Raw genomic sequence first — 15,720 nt, 5'->3', positions numbered from 1 at the left:
GCCCTGCCCATCGGCAGGGCCGGATCGCGATGCGGGGCCGGCCTCGATCCCGCCGGTCCCCTTTCAGCGTCCGGCGCCGCGCAGCCAGCGGGTCATTACATGCCCCCGATCCTGTCCACGGCGGCAAGCGCGAAGCCGGGGCCTCGGCCAGGGCTGACAGGCCGAGTGCACCGACCATCGGCCGCCCTTCCGCGCCCAGAACATGTCCGGCGTGGAAGAGCACGATCTCATCCACAAGACCAGCCCGCAGCAGACCGGCGGCCAGCTGCCCGCCCCCTCGCACAGGACCCGGGTGAGTCCGGCTTCGGCAAGGGCCTTCAGACCCTCGCGGAGGTCCACACCCTGTTCCGTTCCGGCCACACGCAGGCAGCGGGCCCCGAGATCCCGCCAGGGCCCGGGATCCCCCTGCACATGCAGGAGCCAGAGCGGCGTCGAACGGGCCGTGCGGGCCAGTTGCGAATGCCGGTCCAGATCGAGACCGCGGGACCAGACCACCCGCACGACGGGCGGCCGGTCGATCCCCCGGACGGTCAGCAGCGGATCATCGGCCCGCGCGGTTCCGCCCCCCACCATGACGGCATCATGCCGGGACCGCAGGAGCTGCACCGACTCTCGCGCGCGGGGGCCGGTGATCCACCTGCTCTCGCCCGAGGCCGTCGCGATGCGGCCGTCAAGACTCGCTGCAAGCTTCAGCGTCACCCATGGGCGCCCCGCCGTCACGCGCAGCAGAAAGCCGGCATGGTCATGCCGGGCCTCATCCTCACGCAAGGGGGTGAAGACGGCGATTCCAGCTTCGCGCAAGCGGGCCAGACCGCGACCGGCCACGCGGGGATCCGGATCGCCCGTCGCCACGACCACCCGTGCAACCCCTGCCGCGACAAGGGCATCGGCACAAGGCGGCGTCCGGCCGTGATGGGCGCAGGGTTCCAGCGTGACATAGACCGTCGCACCCCGCGCCGCCTCACCTGCCTGTGCGAGAGCCACCGTCTCTGCATGGGGACGGCCCCCATCCCCCGTCCATCCCCGACCGACTACGCGCCCGTCACGGACGATCACGCAACCCACAGCCGGGTTCGGCCAGACCCGCCCCATGCCGCGCCGCCCCAACGCAAGAGCCAGCGCCATCCAGCGGTCATCCTCCTGCTCCGTCATGATGGACCGGTCTCGTCCGGGATCTCCTGCGGACGCAGCTCTGCCATGAAGCGATCGAAGTCCCCGACGGCCTGGAAATTCATGTAGACGCTGGCAAAACGGACATAGGCCACGGTGTCGATACGGGCCAGCGCCTCCATCACGATCTGGCCGATCTGGCGCGAGGTGATCTCGCTCTCGCCCAGCGATTCGAGGCGGCGGACGATCCCGGTCACCATCTGGTCGATCCGCTCGGGCTCGATCGGGCGCTTGCGCATCGCGATGCGGATGGAGCGCTCAAGCTTCTCGCGATCGAAATCCTCACGCCGGCCGTTCGACTTGAGCACCACGAGATCGCGCAACTGGACCCGTTCATAGGTGGTGAAGCGCCCCCCGCAGGCCGGGCAGAAACGGCGGCGGCGGATGGCAACATGATCCTCGGCGGGACGCGAATCCTTCACCTGGGTGTCGATATGGCCGCAGAAGGGACAGCGCATCAGAAATTTCCCTTCATTCAGCAGCGGGGAGCTGCCGTGCCTCCCCCTCCTCCATGCCGGGCAGGGACAGGCCATCCGACCCCTCCTGCGGATCGTCGTCATGGGCAATGGCGATGGTCTTGCCGGTGCGGGCCCCGAGAGACTTCAGCTCCTCGACCTGGCGCACCAGATTGCCACGCCCTTGCGTCAACTGCCCAGTGGCCGTTGCATACGCCCTCTGAGCCGTATCGAGCGCCGACCCCACCCGCTGGAAACTGTCGATGAAGGTGGCGAGCTTGTCATAAAGCCGCCCCGCCCGTTCGGCGATCTGTTCGGCATTGCGGTTGCGCTTTTCCACGTTCCACAGATGGCGCACCGTCCTGAGCGCCATCAGGAGCGAGGTCGGATAGACAAGACCCACCCCGCGAGACATGGCGTAGGCCGCAAGCTCCCCATCCTGTGCCCAGGCGGCAGAGACGGCCCCCTGATCGGCATGAAGAGCATCACCATGTCGATGGAGCCATCCACGAACCGGTCGTAATCGCGCGCAGCCAGTTCATCCACGCGGGCGCGGACATTCTGCACATGCAGGCGCAGCCAGCGCTCGCGCTCCTCATCGGTTTCGGCGGCGACGGCTTCGGCATAGGCGTTCAGCGACACCTTGCTGTCGATCACCAGCGCCTTGTCGCCCGGCATCCGCAGCACGACATCAGGGCGAAGACGGTCGCCCCCTTCGCCCAACCGGGTTTGCTGCACGAAATAGTCCACATCGCGCCGAAAGCCCATCAGTTCGAGATAACGTTCGAGCTGCGCCTCTCCCCAGGCGCCCTGACGCTGCTTGTCGCCCTTCAGCGCACGGGCCAGATTGGCGGCATCCTGACTGACCGACCGGGCCTGTTCGGCCACGGCGCGAATCTGCTCGGCCAGGATGGCGCGGTCCTTGTCGGCCTCCTGATGGACGGCACGCAACTCGGCCTCGAAACGGGCGACCTGCTCGCGCAAGGGGGTCAGCAGTTCGCCCAGCCTTTCCTGCTGGGCTCTCGTCAAAGCGCTTCCTGTCTCGCGCAAGGTGCGGGCGGCGAGAGCCTCGAACTCCCTCGCCATCTCCTCGCGGATGGCGGCAAGGCGCCGAACCTCCCTCTCGGCAGAGGCGAGACGTTCGTCCCGCTCGGCCTGAAGGGCGGCATGATCGGCCCGCAGGCGGGCCAGCTCGGCCTCAGCATCGCGCAGGCGATCCGCCGTGCGGGCCCCGTCCTCGCGCAGGAGGCGGAGAGCCTCGGCATGGTCATGACGGAGCCGCTCGGCCGCCGCCTCAAGCCGCTTGACCCCCTCATTCGCCTGGGCACAGCGGGATTCGGCATCGGCATAACGGGCCTCGGCCTCCTGATGGCGCTGACGGAACAGATCGGCCTCCTGCCGGAGAGCGGCAAGAGCCGCATCCCGTTCAGCCAGCAGACGGGTCTGCCCCTCGACCCGTTCGCGGGCGACCATCACCTCTCCCCTGGCCTGGTCGATCTGGCGGCGCAGATCCTCGGCCGCGGCGCGCAGACGGGCCAGATCTGCCCCTGCGCGGCGAGCATGCGCAACCGCCCCCCCGCAAGAAGGAGGCAGAGAGCGCAAAGCCCCGCAAGGACGAGAATCAGTTCCAGGCTCATCATGCGCCCACACTATCCGACGAAGGTTAAGAAAGTGTTCACGCGCATGGATGAGGGTCAAGGCGCGCAAGACGCGTCAGTCGAACAGGCGTTCTCCCTGCTCGTCAATCATCTGCCGCGCCTTGCGGAGCGAGAGGTCGCGCGCCTCGTCCGGCGAAGAGACGGTATCCGCGCGCACAAGGCGATGAAGGCGCGGCGCGCCGTTCACCTCCTTCTCGATACGGGCGGCCACCCGGTAGGTCGAACCTTCGCGGATCGGTTCAGGAGTGATGCGGAAGCCCTTGTAATCCTCGGGCCTGGAGGCTTCGGCGGCCTGGCCGCCGCGGGTTCCGAAGAGACGGGACCAGAAGGACATGGAACACTCCCGGGTTGAGGCGCGAGGTTGCGCAGGGCAGTCCGGTCCGGGGACGGCGCCGACCCGCCCCCGCCCGCATCACGAATCGAGGAAACTCCGCAGCTTCCGGCTCCGGCTGGGGTGCTTCAGCTTGCGCAGGGCCTTTGCCTCGATCTGGCGGATGCGTTCGCGTGTCACGCTGAACTGCTGGCCCACCTCCTCGAGCGTGTGATCGGTATTCATGCCGATACCGAAACGCATGCGCAGCACGCGCTCCTCGCGCGGGGTGAGAGAGGCCAGAACCCGCGTCGTGGTTTCCTTCAGATTCTCCTGAATCGCGCTGTCCAGCGGCAGGATGGCATTCTTGTCCTCGATGAAATCGCCAAGCTGGCTGTCCTCCTCGTCGCCGATGGGGGTCTCGAGGCTGATCGGCTCCTTGGCGATCTTCATCACCTTGCGGACCTTGTCGAGCGGCATCTGGAGCTTCTCGGCCAGCTCCTCGGGCGTGGGTTCGCGCCCGATCTCGTGCAGCATCTGGCGGCTGGTGCGCACCAGCTTGTTGATCGTCTCGATCATGTGCACGGGGATGCGGATCGTGCGGGCCTGATCCGCGATCGACCGCGTGATCGCCTGACGGATCCACCATGTCGCATAGGTGGAGAACTTGTAGCCGCGGCGATATTCGAACTTGTCCACCGCCTTCATCAGGCCGATATTGCCTTCCTGAATGAGATCAAGGAACTGCAAGCCGCGGTTCGTGTATTTCTTGGCGATGGAGATGACGAGGCGGAGATTGGCCTCGATCATTTCCTTCTTGGCCTGGCGGGCCTCCTTCTCCCCCTTCTGGACCTGGGCGACGATGCGGCGGAATTCGGAGATGTCCACGCCGACATACTGACCGACCTGGGCCATCTCGGCGCGCAGCTCCTCGATCCGGTCGCGGAAACGCTCCAGAAGCATCTGCCAGCCGCGCCCCGGCTTCTGCGCCATCCGGTCGAGCCAGGTGGGATCAAGCTCGGATCCCTTGTATTCCTCGATGAATTCGCGGCGGTTGATGCGGGCCTGATCGGCCAGCTTCACCATCGCCGAATCGATGGCCATGATGCGCTTGTTGATGCCGTAGAGCTGATCGATCAGCGCCTCGATGCGGCGGCTGTCCAGATGCAGCGAATTGACCTGTGCGACGATCTCGGAGCGGAGCTTCTGATAGGCGGCCTCCTGTTCGGAATCGAAGCTGCCATCCTCGTTGAGGGTGGCTGACATGCGCGCATCCTGCATCTCGGACAGGCGGGCAAAGTCGCGGGCGATCGCGTCGAGCGTCTCGAGCACACGCGGCTTGAGCGCATTCTCCATCGCCGACAGCGACATGTTCGACTGGTCTTCGTCGTCCTCCTCGTCGTCCCGCAGGATGGGATTGCCGTCGGCATCGAATTCGGGGCCCGTGTCGCGACGGCCGGGGACGGAAGAGCCGGTATCCACCAGCGGCTCGATCCCGTCATCGCCGCCGATCTGGGTGCCGAAGGTCGCCTCCAGATCGATGACATCGCGCAGCAGGATCGATTCGTCGAGAAGCTCGTTCCGCCAGATGGTGATGGCCTGGAAGGTGAGCGGCGATTCGCAGAGGCCGGCGATCATCGTGTTGCGGCCGGCCTCGATGCGCTTGGCGATGGCGATCTCCCCCTCGCGCGAGAGCAGCTCCACCGAGCCCATCTCGCGCAGATACATGCGCACGGGGTCATCGGTCCGGTCGAGCCGCTCCGTCTCGCCGCCCGTCAGCGCCAGATCGCGCCCGCCGATGACGGCCACCTCGCGCGAGGAGGAAGACGCCTCCTCCTCCCCGGTCTCCTCGGGCTCCTCCTCCTCGGTGACCTGGATGCCCATCTCAGAGAGCATGGCCATCACATCCTCGATCTGGTCGGAGGAGACCTGATCGGGCGGCAGAACGGCGTTGAGCTGGTCATAGGTGATATAACCGCGCTCCCGCGCCTCCGCGATCATGCGCTTGACCGCGGCCTGGCTCATGTCGAGCGACAGGTCGCCATCCTCGGCGTCGTCCTTCGGGAGATCGTCGGTGTCCTTGGCGGCCATGCGGGGCTCCGTGCGGATAGGTGATTCGCTGCGTCGGGCGCTCGGGCGAATCAAGGGCGGTCTGAGGTGATTCGCAACAGGCAGGTGATTCGCAACAGGGAAGGCGACGCCCCCTGGAACACAGCCATCTGGTGTGCCGGAGGGCGCAGGTCAAGAAGCCGATGGTCGGGGCCGCCGCACGAAGCTGATTCGCGCGAACAGATCCTCGGCCCGTTCGCGCTCCTCCTTGTCCAGCGCCAGGCCGTTGGGCGCAACATAGACCTCGCGCGTGTCCTCCATGTCCTTGCGGCGCGTGATGTCCACGGCGGCCGCGGCCTGGCCCAGCCGCAGGGTCAGCCATTCGTCCGCCCCCGCGGCCAGATCCTCCATGGCCTCGGCCAGCGCGGCGGCATGCCCGCGGCGGGCCGCCAGACGGGCCAGGGCCTCGGCACAGTCGAGCCGGGCGGCCTCGGTCTCTCCCGGGGGGCGCAGCGCGAGGATATGGGCGCGCTCAAGAAGCCGGGAGACGCTTTCGGCGCCGAACTCCCCGGCCAGCGCGGCGCGCAGATCGGGCGCGCCCGCATGACGCAGAAGCCCGTCGCGCAGCGCTGCCTCGATCGGATCGGGGCAGTCCATCGCCTCCAGATCGGGGGCGAAGTCCTCGATCAGCGCGGGATGGACCAGCAGGATGGCCAGGACGGCCCGGCGCAGTTCGGCCTCCGGCCCGGGATCGGGCGCCCAGAGCACATCCCACAGCAGATTGCCCCCCGGTGGCGGCGCGACGGCCAGGGGGCTGGCCCGGGTGGCCGGGGCGGGTTCGCGCGGACCGGCCCCGGAACGTCCGGTCTGGCCCGAACGACGTGGCGGCGACCGTTCGGCCCCGCGCAGGAACTGCCACTGGAGGCGCTTCAGCTCGTCCTCGTAGAAGCGGCGGATCGCGGGATCGCGGATCGCGGCGATGGCCCGGCGCCAGCCCTGTTCCAGAGCGGCCTTGCGTTCGGGGCTGTCGAAGGTCCTGCCCTCCGTCTCGCGCCGCCAGAGCAGGGCGACCATCGGCTCCGCCCGGTCCAGCAGGGCCTGCATGGCCGGCGCGCCCTGCTGGCGGAGGAGATCGTCGGGGTCGAGCCCCGCCGGCAGAAGCGCAAAGCGCAGGCCGCGCCCCGCCTCGAGCCGGGGCAGGGCGAGATCCACAAGGCGCAGCGCGGCGCGCAGCCCCGCCGCATCGCCATCGAGGGCGATCACCGGCTCGGGCGACAGGCGCCAGAGCAGCGCGAGCTGATCCTCGGTGATCGCCGTGCCCAGAGGAGCAACGGCAGCGGGAAAGCCGGCCTCGGACAGGGCGATCACGTCCATGTAGCCTTCGGCGACGATCAGCGGGGCGCCCTTGCCCGCCGCCTCACGCGCGCGGGGGAGGTTGAACAGGGTCCGCCCCTTGTCGAAGAGCGGCGTCTGGGGCGAGTTGAGATATTTGGCACGGGCATGGGGATCCAGCGACCGCCCCCCCAGCGCCACCGCGCGGCCGCGCGCATCCCGGATGGGAAAGATGATCCGCCCCCAGAAGCGGTCATAACGCCCCCCCTGCCCTTCGCCCGTCAGGCCGGCCTCGAGCAGGAGATCCTCGGGAACGCCCCTGGCCACAAGGGCCTTCGAGAGGCCGTGACGGTCCTCTCCGGCCCAGCCGATCTCCCACCGGGCCAGCGCCTCGCCCTTCAGGCCCCGCCGCTCGAGATAGGCGCGCGCGGCCTCGCCCTCGCGCCGCGAGAGGGCAAGGCGATAATGCCGGACGGCCATCTCCATGACCTCGGCCAGCTGCTGCAGGCGCGAGCTCCGCTCGGCCGCCTTCGGATCCGGCGCCGGCATCGCCATGCCCGCCTCCCGCGCGAGGATCTCCACGGCCTCGAGGAAGGAGACATTCTCCGTCTGCCGGATGAAGGCGATGGCATCGCCCTTCGCATGGCAGCCGAAGCAGTAGTAGAATCCCTTGCGCTCATCGACGTGGAAGGAGGCCGTCTTTTCCTGATGGAACGGACAGGGCGCCCAGAGATCGCCCTTGGCCTGATTCGACTTGCGCGGATCCCAGACGACCTTGCGCCCGACGACGCGCCCAAGGGGCACGCGAGCGCGCAGTTCCTCGAGAAAGCCCGGGGGAAGGGACATGGCGCCAGTATGGCAGAGCGGCCGCCCGAGTCGCCAGTGGCAGGACGATCAACTCTCCCGCAGGCTGGCGAAGAAGTCGCGCAGGAGGGCGGCGGCCTCGGCCTCGGCGATGCCGGGATAGATCTCGGGTCGGTGATGCAGCTGGGGATGGGTGAAGAGGCGCGGGCCATGCAGGACCCCCCCGGATTTGGGATCCGGGGCCCCGAAATGGAGCCGCGCGATGCGGGCCAGGCCGATGGCCGCGGCACACATCGGGCAGGGTTCGAGCGTGACCCAGAGCGAATATCCGGGCAGGCGTTCGCTGCCGGCGGCCGCGCAGGCAGCACGCAGCGCCAGGATCTCGGCATGGGCGGTGGGATCGTGCAGTTCCCGGGTGCGGTTGGAGGCAACGGCGACGAGCCGGCCGGCCGGATCGGCCACGGCGGCCCCCACGGGCACCTCGCCCCGGGCGGCAGCCTGACGGGCCGCCTCGAGCGCGGCCCCCATATGAGAGAGGAACGGCATGGCCGGGTGGTGGCAGGACCGGCTGCGGCAGGCAAGTCCCACTGGCGTGCGCACAGCGCAAGAGGTAAGGGCCGCGCATGAGCACCGATGACGACAGCCCCGCCGAGCCCGCCCGTCCCCTTCCCGCACCGGAGGAGGGCGAACGCATTGCCAAGGCTCTTGCACGCGCGGGGGTCGCCTCGCGCCGGGATGCCGAGCGCATGGTGATCGCGGGCCGGGTGAGCGTCAACGGCACGATCGTGACCTCGCCCGCGATCAATGTCCGGCCCGAGGACCGGCTGGCCGTGGACGGGGTGGATGTGCCCCCGCCCGAGGCGGTGCGGCTGTGGCTCTATCACAAGCCGGCGGGCCTCGTGACCACGGAAAAGGACGAGGAAGGGCGGCCGACGGTCTTCGACTCGCTGCCCGAGGACATGCCTCGGGTGATGTCGATCGGGCGGCTGGACCTGACCTCGGAAGGATTGCTGCTGCTGACCAATGACGGCGAGGTGAAGCGCAAGCTGGAACTGCCGGCGACAGGCTGGACACGGCGCTATCGTGTCCGGGTGCACGGGACGCTGTCCGAGGCGGATCTGGACCGGCTGCGCGCGGGCATCACGGTTGACGGCATCGAATATCAGCCGATGGAGATCACCTTCGACCGGCAGACGGGGGCGAATTCCTGGTTCACGGTGGCGCTCCGTGAAGGGAAGAACCGCGAGATCCGGCGCGTCATGGAGCATCTGGGCGTGACCGTGAACCGGCTCATCCGCATCAGCTATGGGCCGTTCCAGCTCGGCGATCTGCCGGTGGGCGAGGTGGAGGAGGTCAAGCCGCGGGTCGTGCGGGAGCAGCTCGGCCTTGCGGTGCCCAGGCCCGAGCCGAGCCGGCGGCGCAAGGGCGGCACGGCCACCGGGCCGGCCGCGGAGCCGGCCGGCGGCGACACCGGCGAAGACAGCGGAACCGCCGGGACGACCGAGGCTGTCCGCCGCCCGGCGAGGCCCCCTTCCGCCGCCCGAAGACCTGGCTGCGGCCCGAGGAGCCGCCCGAGACCGGCCCCACGCCTGCCCCCGCTCCGCGCAAGCCGCGCAGCGGACAGGAGGCGTCGCGCGCCGCCGGGGCGGGATCGCGGACCGGGCGCGAAGGAGGACGGGCCGGGGCCCCTCCGAAGGCTGCCGGGCCCCGCAGCCCCCGCAGCGAACCGGGCGAGCGCAAGCCCCGCTGGTCCCGGAGCCGGCCAGCCGATGCCGGGGCCGGATCGGGCACGGGCGATGCGCAACCGAACCGCGACCCCGCGGCAGCTTCGGGGGGCCGGTCAGTCCGGGAGGGCAGGACATCCGCCCGCAAGGGCGCAGCATCCAAGACCGCCGGCGCCGCCCCCGCAGGGGCCCGCCCTGGCAGACCCCGCGGACCGGAACGCCCGGGCGGCGGCAGGCCCGGCGGCCCATCCCGCAGACCGCGGACATCCGGCGGGCGGCCCGGCGGCGGGCGGCCCAAGGGCCCCCGCAAGGGCTGAGCGCAGCAGGAACAGCGCTCTTCCCGGGACGTTGATGCCCTCGGAGCGCGGCAGCTTTGCGCTTGCCGCGCCCGCGGCACTCGGGGAGAATGAGGCATGGTGCGGCTGATCCTGGTTCTGATGGTCTTCGCGGCCCTGGCCGTGGCCCTGGCGGCAGCGGTGATGGCGTTCCGGGCGCTGACCGCGCCTGCACCGCCCCCGGACAGGAGGATTCCATGCCGGCTGCCTTCCGTGCCGTCGCTTATGCCGTCCTCTTGCTGCTGTTGCTGGGTGCCGCCAGCGGGGTCCTTCCCGGCCTTGCGGGGTCGTGATGGCGGCGGAACGGTTCGGCGGACCCTACAGCCCCGGAGGCAGGCCGTCCCCTCGCACTCCGCAGGGCACTGCGCAGGCGGAGGCCACGCGCGAGGCCCTGACCGAGGCGCGGCGCGTGGACGCGGCCGGGGCGCGCGCGAATCTGCTCTTCGTGCCGCCGGTCGTCGCGGCCTTCGCGGGGCTGTTCCGCGATCCCCTCTCGCTGCTGCTGTGCCTTGGCGCGGCGGTCATGCTGGCCCTGGGGGCCTGGCTTCTGCGCGAGGGATTGCGCGCACAGGCCGCCCATGAGGCGCGCCCCGCCGCCCGGCGTCCCGCCCTGCCGCGCAAGATCCTCGCGGCGCTCTTGGCGGCGGCGGGAACCGCCCTGGCCACCATGGGTCACGGCATCGAGCCCCTGGGCGGCCTGCTCTATGGGCTCGCGGCGGGAGGGCTGCATCTGGCGGCCTTCGGGATCGACCCCCTGCACGACAAGCGCATCCCGGGAATCGACAGCCATCAGCAGGACCGAGCGGCCCGCCTCGCGACCGAAGCGGAAGGCTATCTCGCCACGATCCGCGAGCAGATCGGAACGCTCGGCGACCGGGCACTGGCAATGCGGGTCGCCGGTTTCGAGGCGGTCGCCCGCCGGATGATCCGCACCCTGGAGGAGGACCCGCGCGATCTGGGCGAGGCGCGGCGCTATCTCGGGGTCTATCTGATGGGGGCGCGGGATGCGACGGTCCGCTTCGTCGATCTGTATCGCCGCAGCCGCGACGCCCGGGCGCGGGCCGACTACGAGGCCCTGCTCGGTGATCTGGAGGCGAATTATGCAGGGGCGACGCGCAGGCTGATCGAGGGAGGTCGCGAAGCGCTGGACATCGAGATCACGGTCCTGCGCGAACGGCTGCAGCGCGAGGGTGTCAGCCCTAACGAGGGGAGAAAGGCATGAGCGACAGCGTCCGCGAAGCCGCCAAGGCAACGCTCGCCGAAGCCCGGAAGGTGACGGAGACCATCCTGCCCGAGCCGGCGCCGGCCGCCGAGGTGGTGTCCATCGAACAGGCAGACCCCGCCCGCGCCGCGGAAATCCGTCGGCGGATGGCCGAGATCGACCTGTCCGACACAAGGTCCATCGTCGGCTTCGGATCCCGGGCGCAGAGCGATCTGCAGCAGATCAGCCAGGCGATGCTGGAAGGGGTTCGCAACAAGGATGTGGGCCCGGCCGGCGAATCCCTCCGGGCGATCGTTGCGGCGATCCGCGGCTTTTCCGCCGAAGAGCTCGACCTGCGGCGCGAACGCAGCCTGTGGGAGAGGCTGACCGGCCGCATGGCCCCCATCGCGAAGTTCCAGGCCCGTTTCGAGGAGGTCCAGACCCAGATCGACCGCATCACCGACGATCTGCTGCGGCATGAGCATCAGCTGCTCAAGGATATCGAGGCCCTGGACCGGCTCTATGACAGGACACTGGCCTTCTATGACGAACTGGCGCTCTACATCGCCGCGGGCGAGGCCCGGCTGAAGGAGCTGGATGACACGATCATCCCGGCCAGGGAGGCCGAAGCCAGGGCCGCCACCGGGGATGAAGCCGTGATGAAGGCACAGGAGCTGCGCGATCTGCGTTCGGCGCGTGACGATCTCGAACGGCGGGTGCACGACCTCCGGCTGACGCGGCAGGTGACCATGCAGTCGCTGCCCTCGATCCGGCTGGTTCAGGAAAACGACAAGAGCCTGGTGACGAAGATCAATTCGACCCTCGTCAACACGGTGCCGCTGTGGGAGACGCAGCTTGCGCAGGCAGTGACGATCCAGCGTTCCGCGGAGGCCGCCGCCGCGGTGCGGGACGCGACGGACCTGACCAACGAGCTGCTGACCCGCAACGCCGAGAATCTCCGCCAGGCCAATCGCACCATAAGGCAAGAGATGGAACGCGGCGTCTTCGATATCGAAGCCGTGCGTGCCGCCAACGCGGCTCTCATCGCGACCATCGAGGAAAGCCTCCAGATCGCCGATGAAGGCAAGGCCCGCCGTGCGGCCGCCGAGGAAGAGCTGGCGCGCATGGAGGCCGAACTGAAGACAGCGCTGGCCGCAGCGCGATCGCATGGCCTCGGAACCGGCGGCGGGACCGCCTCGGCGAGAGCGCAGCAGGCGTGATGCCGACGTGACGGGAGGGATCTTGCGACACGCCCATGCCCTGACCGCCCTTCTGGCGGCCCTCCTGCTCCTGTCGGGCTGCGGAGAGGATCCGCCGCCTGCACCCACGCCCCCCGCCCCCGAAGAGGAGGCGGATCCGCCGGCCCCGCCTGCTTCGCCTCCCCGGTCCAGCGTGCCCCCTGCGCCCTCGGCATCGCCCGCCGTTCCATCGGAGCAGAGCAATGCACTGGCGCTCTATTACCGGCGGCTTCAGGCCGATCTGCTGAGGCAGGGTCTGCTGCGGGGGGATGGAGGCGGGGCGGACACCCCCTTTACCGACACGATGCTGGCACGCAATTTCCTGCGTATCGCCTTCTTTGACGAATACAGCGAAGGCAATGCCGGCACGATGGTCGCGCAGGCGCGGCAATCGCCTCTCCGCCGCTGGGAACAGCCGATCCTCATGCAGATCCTGTTCGGCGCTTCGGTCTCTCCCGAACAGGCCGCGCGCGACCGCAGCAGCATTGCCGCCTATGCCGCAAGGCTTTCGCGGCTGACCGGCGTGCCGATCACCCTGGTCGAAAGCGGGGGCAATTTCCATGTCGCGATCCTGTCCGAAGATGAGCGCCGTGCCTTCGGACCGCAGCTGCGCAGCCTCGTTCCCGGCATCGCCGACAGTTCGGTGCGCGCCTTCACGAACCTGCCGCGTTCGACGCTGTGCCTTGTCATCGCCTTCGGAGAGGCAGGGCAGACGGGCTATGGAAAGGCGGTCGCCCTGATCCGCGCCGAGCATCCCAGCCTGCTGCGAACGGCCTGCATCCATGAAGAGCTGGCCCAGGGCATGGGGCTGGCCAATGACAGTCCCTATGCGCGTCCGTCCATCTTCAACGACGACGAGGAATTCGCCCTGCTCACCCGGCATGACGAGCTTCTCCTGCGCATCCTCTACGACCGGCGGCTGCGTTCCGGCATGACCCTAGAGGAAGCCGAACCGATCGTGAAACGCATTGCCACCGAACTGATAGGCCCCGGTCCGAGCTGAACCCTTGGCGTCGCGCAGGGCCTACTCCTATATGAGATCATCCAGCGTCCGGGGCCGCCGCCCCGGCATCGCGCACAGGACGGAGCGGCGACATGCCCATCTTCGATTTCCTTTCCGGCCAGTTCATCGACGTCATCGCCTGGACCGAGGACAGCCGGGACCGGATGGTCTGGCGCTTCGAACGCCACGGGCATGAGATCAAGTATGGCGCCAAGCTGACCGTGCGGGAGGGGCAGGCCGCCGTCTTTGTCCATGAGGGGCAGCTTGCCGATGTCTTCGGGCCGGGGCTCTACCGGCTCGAGACGAACAACATGCCGATCATGACGAGCCTCCAGCACTGGAGCCACGGCTTCCAGTCGCCCTTCAAGTCGGAGATCTATTTCGTCAACACGACGCGTTTCACCAATCTCAAATGGGGCACGATGAACCCGGTCACGACGCGCGACCCGGAATTCGGCCCCGTGCGTCTGCGCGCCTTCGGCACCTATGCGATGCGTGTGACCGATCCGGGTCTGTTCGTCAGGGAGATCGTCGGCACCTCGGGCGAGTTCACGACGGCCGATGTCTCGGACCAGATCCGCAACATCGTCGTGCAGGAGGCCTCGCGCGTGCTGGCCGGATCGGGGATCCCGGTGCTCGACATGGCCGCGAACACAAAGGATCTGGGCCGGATCGTGGCCGATGCCATCGCGCCGACAGTCGCGCAATACGGCCTGTCCATCCCGGAATTCTACATCGAGAACATCTCTCTTCCCGAGGCGGTCGAACGGGCGCTGGACAAGCGGACCTCGATGGGAATCGTGGGCGATCTGTCGAAATACCAGCAGTATTCCGCCGCCGAGGCCATGACGGCCGCCGCCGCCAATCCCGGCGGCGGCATGGGGGCGGGCCTCGGCATGGGGATGGGGATCGGCATGGCGACGGGCGCCGGTCCCTGGGGTGCGGCTCCCTCGGCCACGCAGGAGACACGGCAGGCAGTTCCGCCTCCTTCGCCGCCTCCTCTGCCCCCGTCGGTCGACACGCAGTGGCACATCGCGGAGAATGGGGCCACCAGAGGCCCCTTCGGCCAGGGCGAGCTGATGCGCATGGTGCAGGATGGCACCCTGACGCGGCAGACGCATGTCTGGACACCGGGACAGGACGGCTGGAAGCGCGCAGGAGAGATCCCTGCGCTTGCCACCCTTTTCGCGGCGGTCCCGCCTCCGCCCCCGGCGGCCTGATCCGCGACCGCTGGCCGATCGGTCGATCCGGCCTGCCCATTGCGAGAGGCGCGCCGGTCGCTCATAACTCGGCTCGTGTCAGGGGGGAAAGCCAAGGGACAGAATGTCGGACCACCGCTTTCCCTGCGAGAGTTGCGGAGCCCAGCTCCTCTTCACCCCCGGCCAGACGACCCTGACCTGCCCCTATTGCGGGCAGGAACAGACCATCCCCGAAGGCGATGCCGCGGAACGGCGGAACGCGCTCCGCGAGATCGATTTCGTCTCCACCCTCGCCCGGATGGAGGAAGCGGCCGATCACGAGGAGACGCGCATCCTTGCCTGTCCGAACTGCGGCGCGCAGACCGAATTCCCCGAAGGCGTGCAGGCAACGACCTGCCCCTTCTGCGCCACACCGCTGGTCGCAGCCCATGCCGGCACCCACCGGCATATCCGGCCGGCGGCGATCATCCCCTTCGTCCTCGATGAGGCGCAGGCCCTCAGGGCGATGAGGGAGTGGCTGGGCCAGCTCTGGTTCGCGCCGGGCGGACTGAAGGACTATGCGCGCGCGGAACGGCGCATGACCGGCATCTATGTTCCCTACTGGACCTTCGATGCCGCTACCGAGACGGCCTATCGGGGACAGCGGGGCGACAACTACACCGTCTCGCGCATGGTGATCCGAAACGGCAAGCCCACCACCGTGACCGAGATCCGCATCCGCTGGCGCGCGGTGCGCGGCCGCGTGGCACGGGCCTTCGACGATGTCCTCGTGCTTGCCTCGCAGGGTCTGCCGCGGGCGCATACCGATGCGCTCGAACCGTGGGACCTGACGGCGCTGCGCCCCTATCGTCCCGATTACCTCTCGGGCTTTCTGGCCGAAGGCTACCAGCTGGGACTGCGCGAAGGTTTCGTCATCGCGCGCGAGAAGATGGACCGGGTGATCGAACAGGACATCCGCCACGACATCGGGGGCGATCATCAGCGGATCACCGAGAAGGCAACCGAGATCCGCGATGTGACCTTCAAGCATGTCCTCCTGCCGGTCTGGATGGCCGCCTATCGCTACCGGAACCGCAGCTTCCGCTTTGTCGTCAACGGCCAGACAGGCAAGGTGCAGGGCGAACGGCCCTGGTCCGGATGGAAGATTGCCCTTGCCATCCTGGCGGCACTGCTTCTCGCCGGTCTTGCCGGCTGGGGTTACCAGTGGGGTGTCGAAAACGGTTATATCTCACCATGAGGTGC

Annotated in this window: 13 protein-coding genes and 1 pseudogene; 6 read left to right on the top strand and 8 right to left on the bottom strand. The window is 68.8% G+C overall.

Translation table 11 applies throughout. From position 1 onward, the window contains the following. Positions 1 to 63: 63 nt before the first annotated feature. The 8 genes and pseudogenes from ribD to RUTHE_RS03130 all read right to left on the bottom strand — a co-directional run bounded on the left by ribD (position 64) and on the right by RUTHE_RS03130 (position 8,324). Positions 64 to 1,152, bottom strand: a pseudogene (gene ribD / locus RUTHE_RS03160) (bifunctional diaminohydroxyphosphoribosylaminopyrimidine deaminase/5-amino-6-(5-phosphoribosylamino)uracil reductase RibD). Next, positions 1,149 to 1,628 (bottom strand): transcriptional regulator NrdR, encoded by a 480-nt coding sequence (gene nrdR / locus RUTHE_RS03155; RefSeq protein ID WP_040644962.1) that lies wholly within the window; start codon positions 1,626 to 1,628, stop codon positions 1,149 to 1,151. Before nrdR ends, ribD begins: the two are co-directional and overlap by 4 nt. 13 nt (positions 1,629 to 1,641) lie before the next feature. Then, on the bottom strand, positions 1,642 to 2,040 hold the full coding sequence (gene rmuC, locus RUTHE_RS17955) for a DNA recombination protein RmuC (RefSeq protein WP_021096818.1): 399 nt from the start codon (positions 2,038 to 2,040) through the stop codon (positions 1,642 to 1,644). Continuing rightward, positions 1,998 to 3,227, bottom strand: a complete 1,230-nt coding sequence (locus RUTHE_RS17950) for a DNA recombination protein RmuC (RefSeq protein ID WP_051150369.1) — start codon at positions 3,225 to 3,227, stop codon at positions 1,998 to 2,000. Before RUTHE_RS17950 ends, rmuC begins: the two co-directional genes overlap by 43 nt. A 111-nt stretch (positions 3,228 to 3,338) precedes the next feature. Further along, positions 3,339 to 3,617: an HlyU family transcriptional regulator gene (locus tag RUTHE_RS03145; RefSeq protein ID WP_021096816.1), complete on the bottom strand. Its 279-nt coding sequence runs from the start codon at positions 3,615 to 3,617 to the stop codon at positions 3,339 to 3,341. Between the two features lie 78 nt (positions 3,618 to 3,695). Then, a complete protein-coding gene (rpoD, locus tag RUTHE_RS03140) occupies positions 3,696 to 5,684 on the bottom strand; it encodes an RNA polymerase sigma factor RpoD (RefSeq protein WP_021096815.1) in 1,989 nt (662 codons plus the stop codon). Positions 5,685 to 5,834: 150 nt separating this feature from the next. After that, a complete protein-coding gene (dnaG, locus tag RUTHE_RS03135) occupies positions 5,835 to 7,820 on the bottom strand; it encodes a DNA primase (RefSeq protein WP_021096814.1) in 1,986 nt (661 codons plus the stop codon). A gap of 48 nt (positions 7,821 to 7,868) precedes the next feature. After that, complete coding sequence (locus RUTHE_RS03130) at positions 7,869 to 8,324, bottom strand: nucleoside deaminase (protein ID WP_021096813.1); 456 nt, start codon at positions 8,322 to 8,324, stop codon at positions 7,869 to 7,871. 77 nt (positions 8,325 to 8,401) lie between these two features. On the opposite strand from RUTHE_RS03130, the gene RUTHE_RS15860 reads away from it, so the two are divergent. From RUTHE_RS15860 to RUTHE_RS03100, 6 genes are all read left to right on the top strand, one after another. Continuing rightward, positions 8,402 to 9,928, top strand: coding sequence for a pseudouridine synthase (locus RUTHE_RS15860; RefSeq protein WP_021096812.1), 1,527 nt, complete (start codon positions 8,402 to 8,404; stop codon positions 9,926 to 9,928). A 201-nt stretch (positions 9,929 to 10,129) separates the two neighbouring features. Next, positions 10,130 to 11,059 carry a 5-bromo-4-chloroindolyl phosphate hydrolysis family protein gene (locus RUTHE_RS03120; RefSeq protein WP_021096810.1) on the top strand — a complete coding sequence of 310 codons (930 nt, stop codon included), beginning with the start codon at positions 10,130 to 10,132 and terminating at the stop codon, positions 11,057 to 11,059. Then, a complete protein-coding gene (locus tag RUTHE_RS03115; RefSeq protein ID WP_021096809.1) occupies positions 11,056 to 12,258 on the top strand; it encodes a toxic anion resistance protein in 1,203 nt (400 codons plus the stop codon). The genes RUTHE_RS03120 and RUTHE_RS03115 overlap by 4 nt, the downstream gene beginning before the upstream one ends. A gap of 22 nt (positions 12,259 to 12,280) precedes the next feature. Then, positions 12,281 to 13,279, top strand: a complete 999-nt coding sequence (locus RUTHE_RS03110; protein ID WP_021096808.1) for a DUF2927 domain-containing protein — start codon at positions 12,281 to 12,283, stop codon at positions 13,277 to 13,279. Positions 13,280 to 13,371: 92 nt separating this feature from the next. Further along, a complete protein-coding gene (locus RUTHE_RS03105) occupies positions 13,372 to 14,499 on the top strand; it encodes an SPFH domain-containing protein (RefSeq protein WP_021096807.1) in 1,128 nt (375 codons plus the stop codon). Positions 14,500 to 14,602: 103 nt separating this feature from the next. Next, positions 14,603 to 15,715, top strand: a complete 1,113-nt coding sequence (locus RUTHE_RS03100) for a TFIIB-type zinc ribbon-containing protein (protein ID WP_021096806.1) — start codon at positions 14,603 to 14,605, stop codon at positions 15,713 to 15,715. Positions 15,716 to 15,720 lie beyond the last annotated feature (5 nt).

This window comes from Rubellimicrobium thermophilum DSM 16684 (genome assembly GCF_000442315.1).
GTDB lineage: Bacteria > Pseudomonadota > Alphaproteobacteria > Rhodobacterales > Rhodobacteraceae > Rubellimicrobium > Rubellimicrobium thermophilum.
This window is presented reverse-complemented; position numbering and strand designations above follow the sequence as displayed.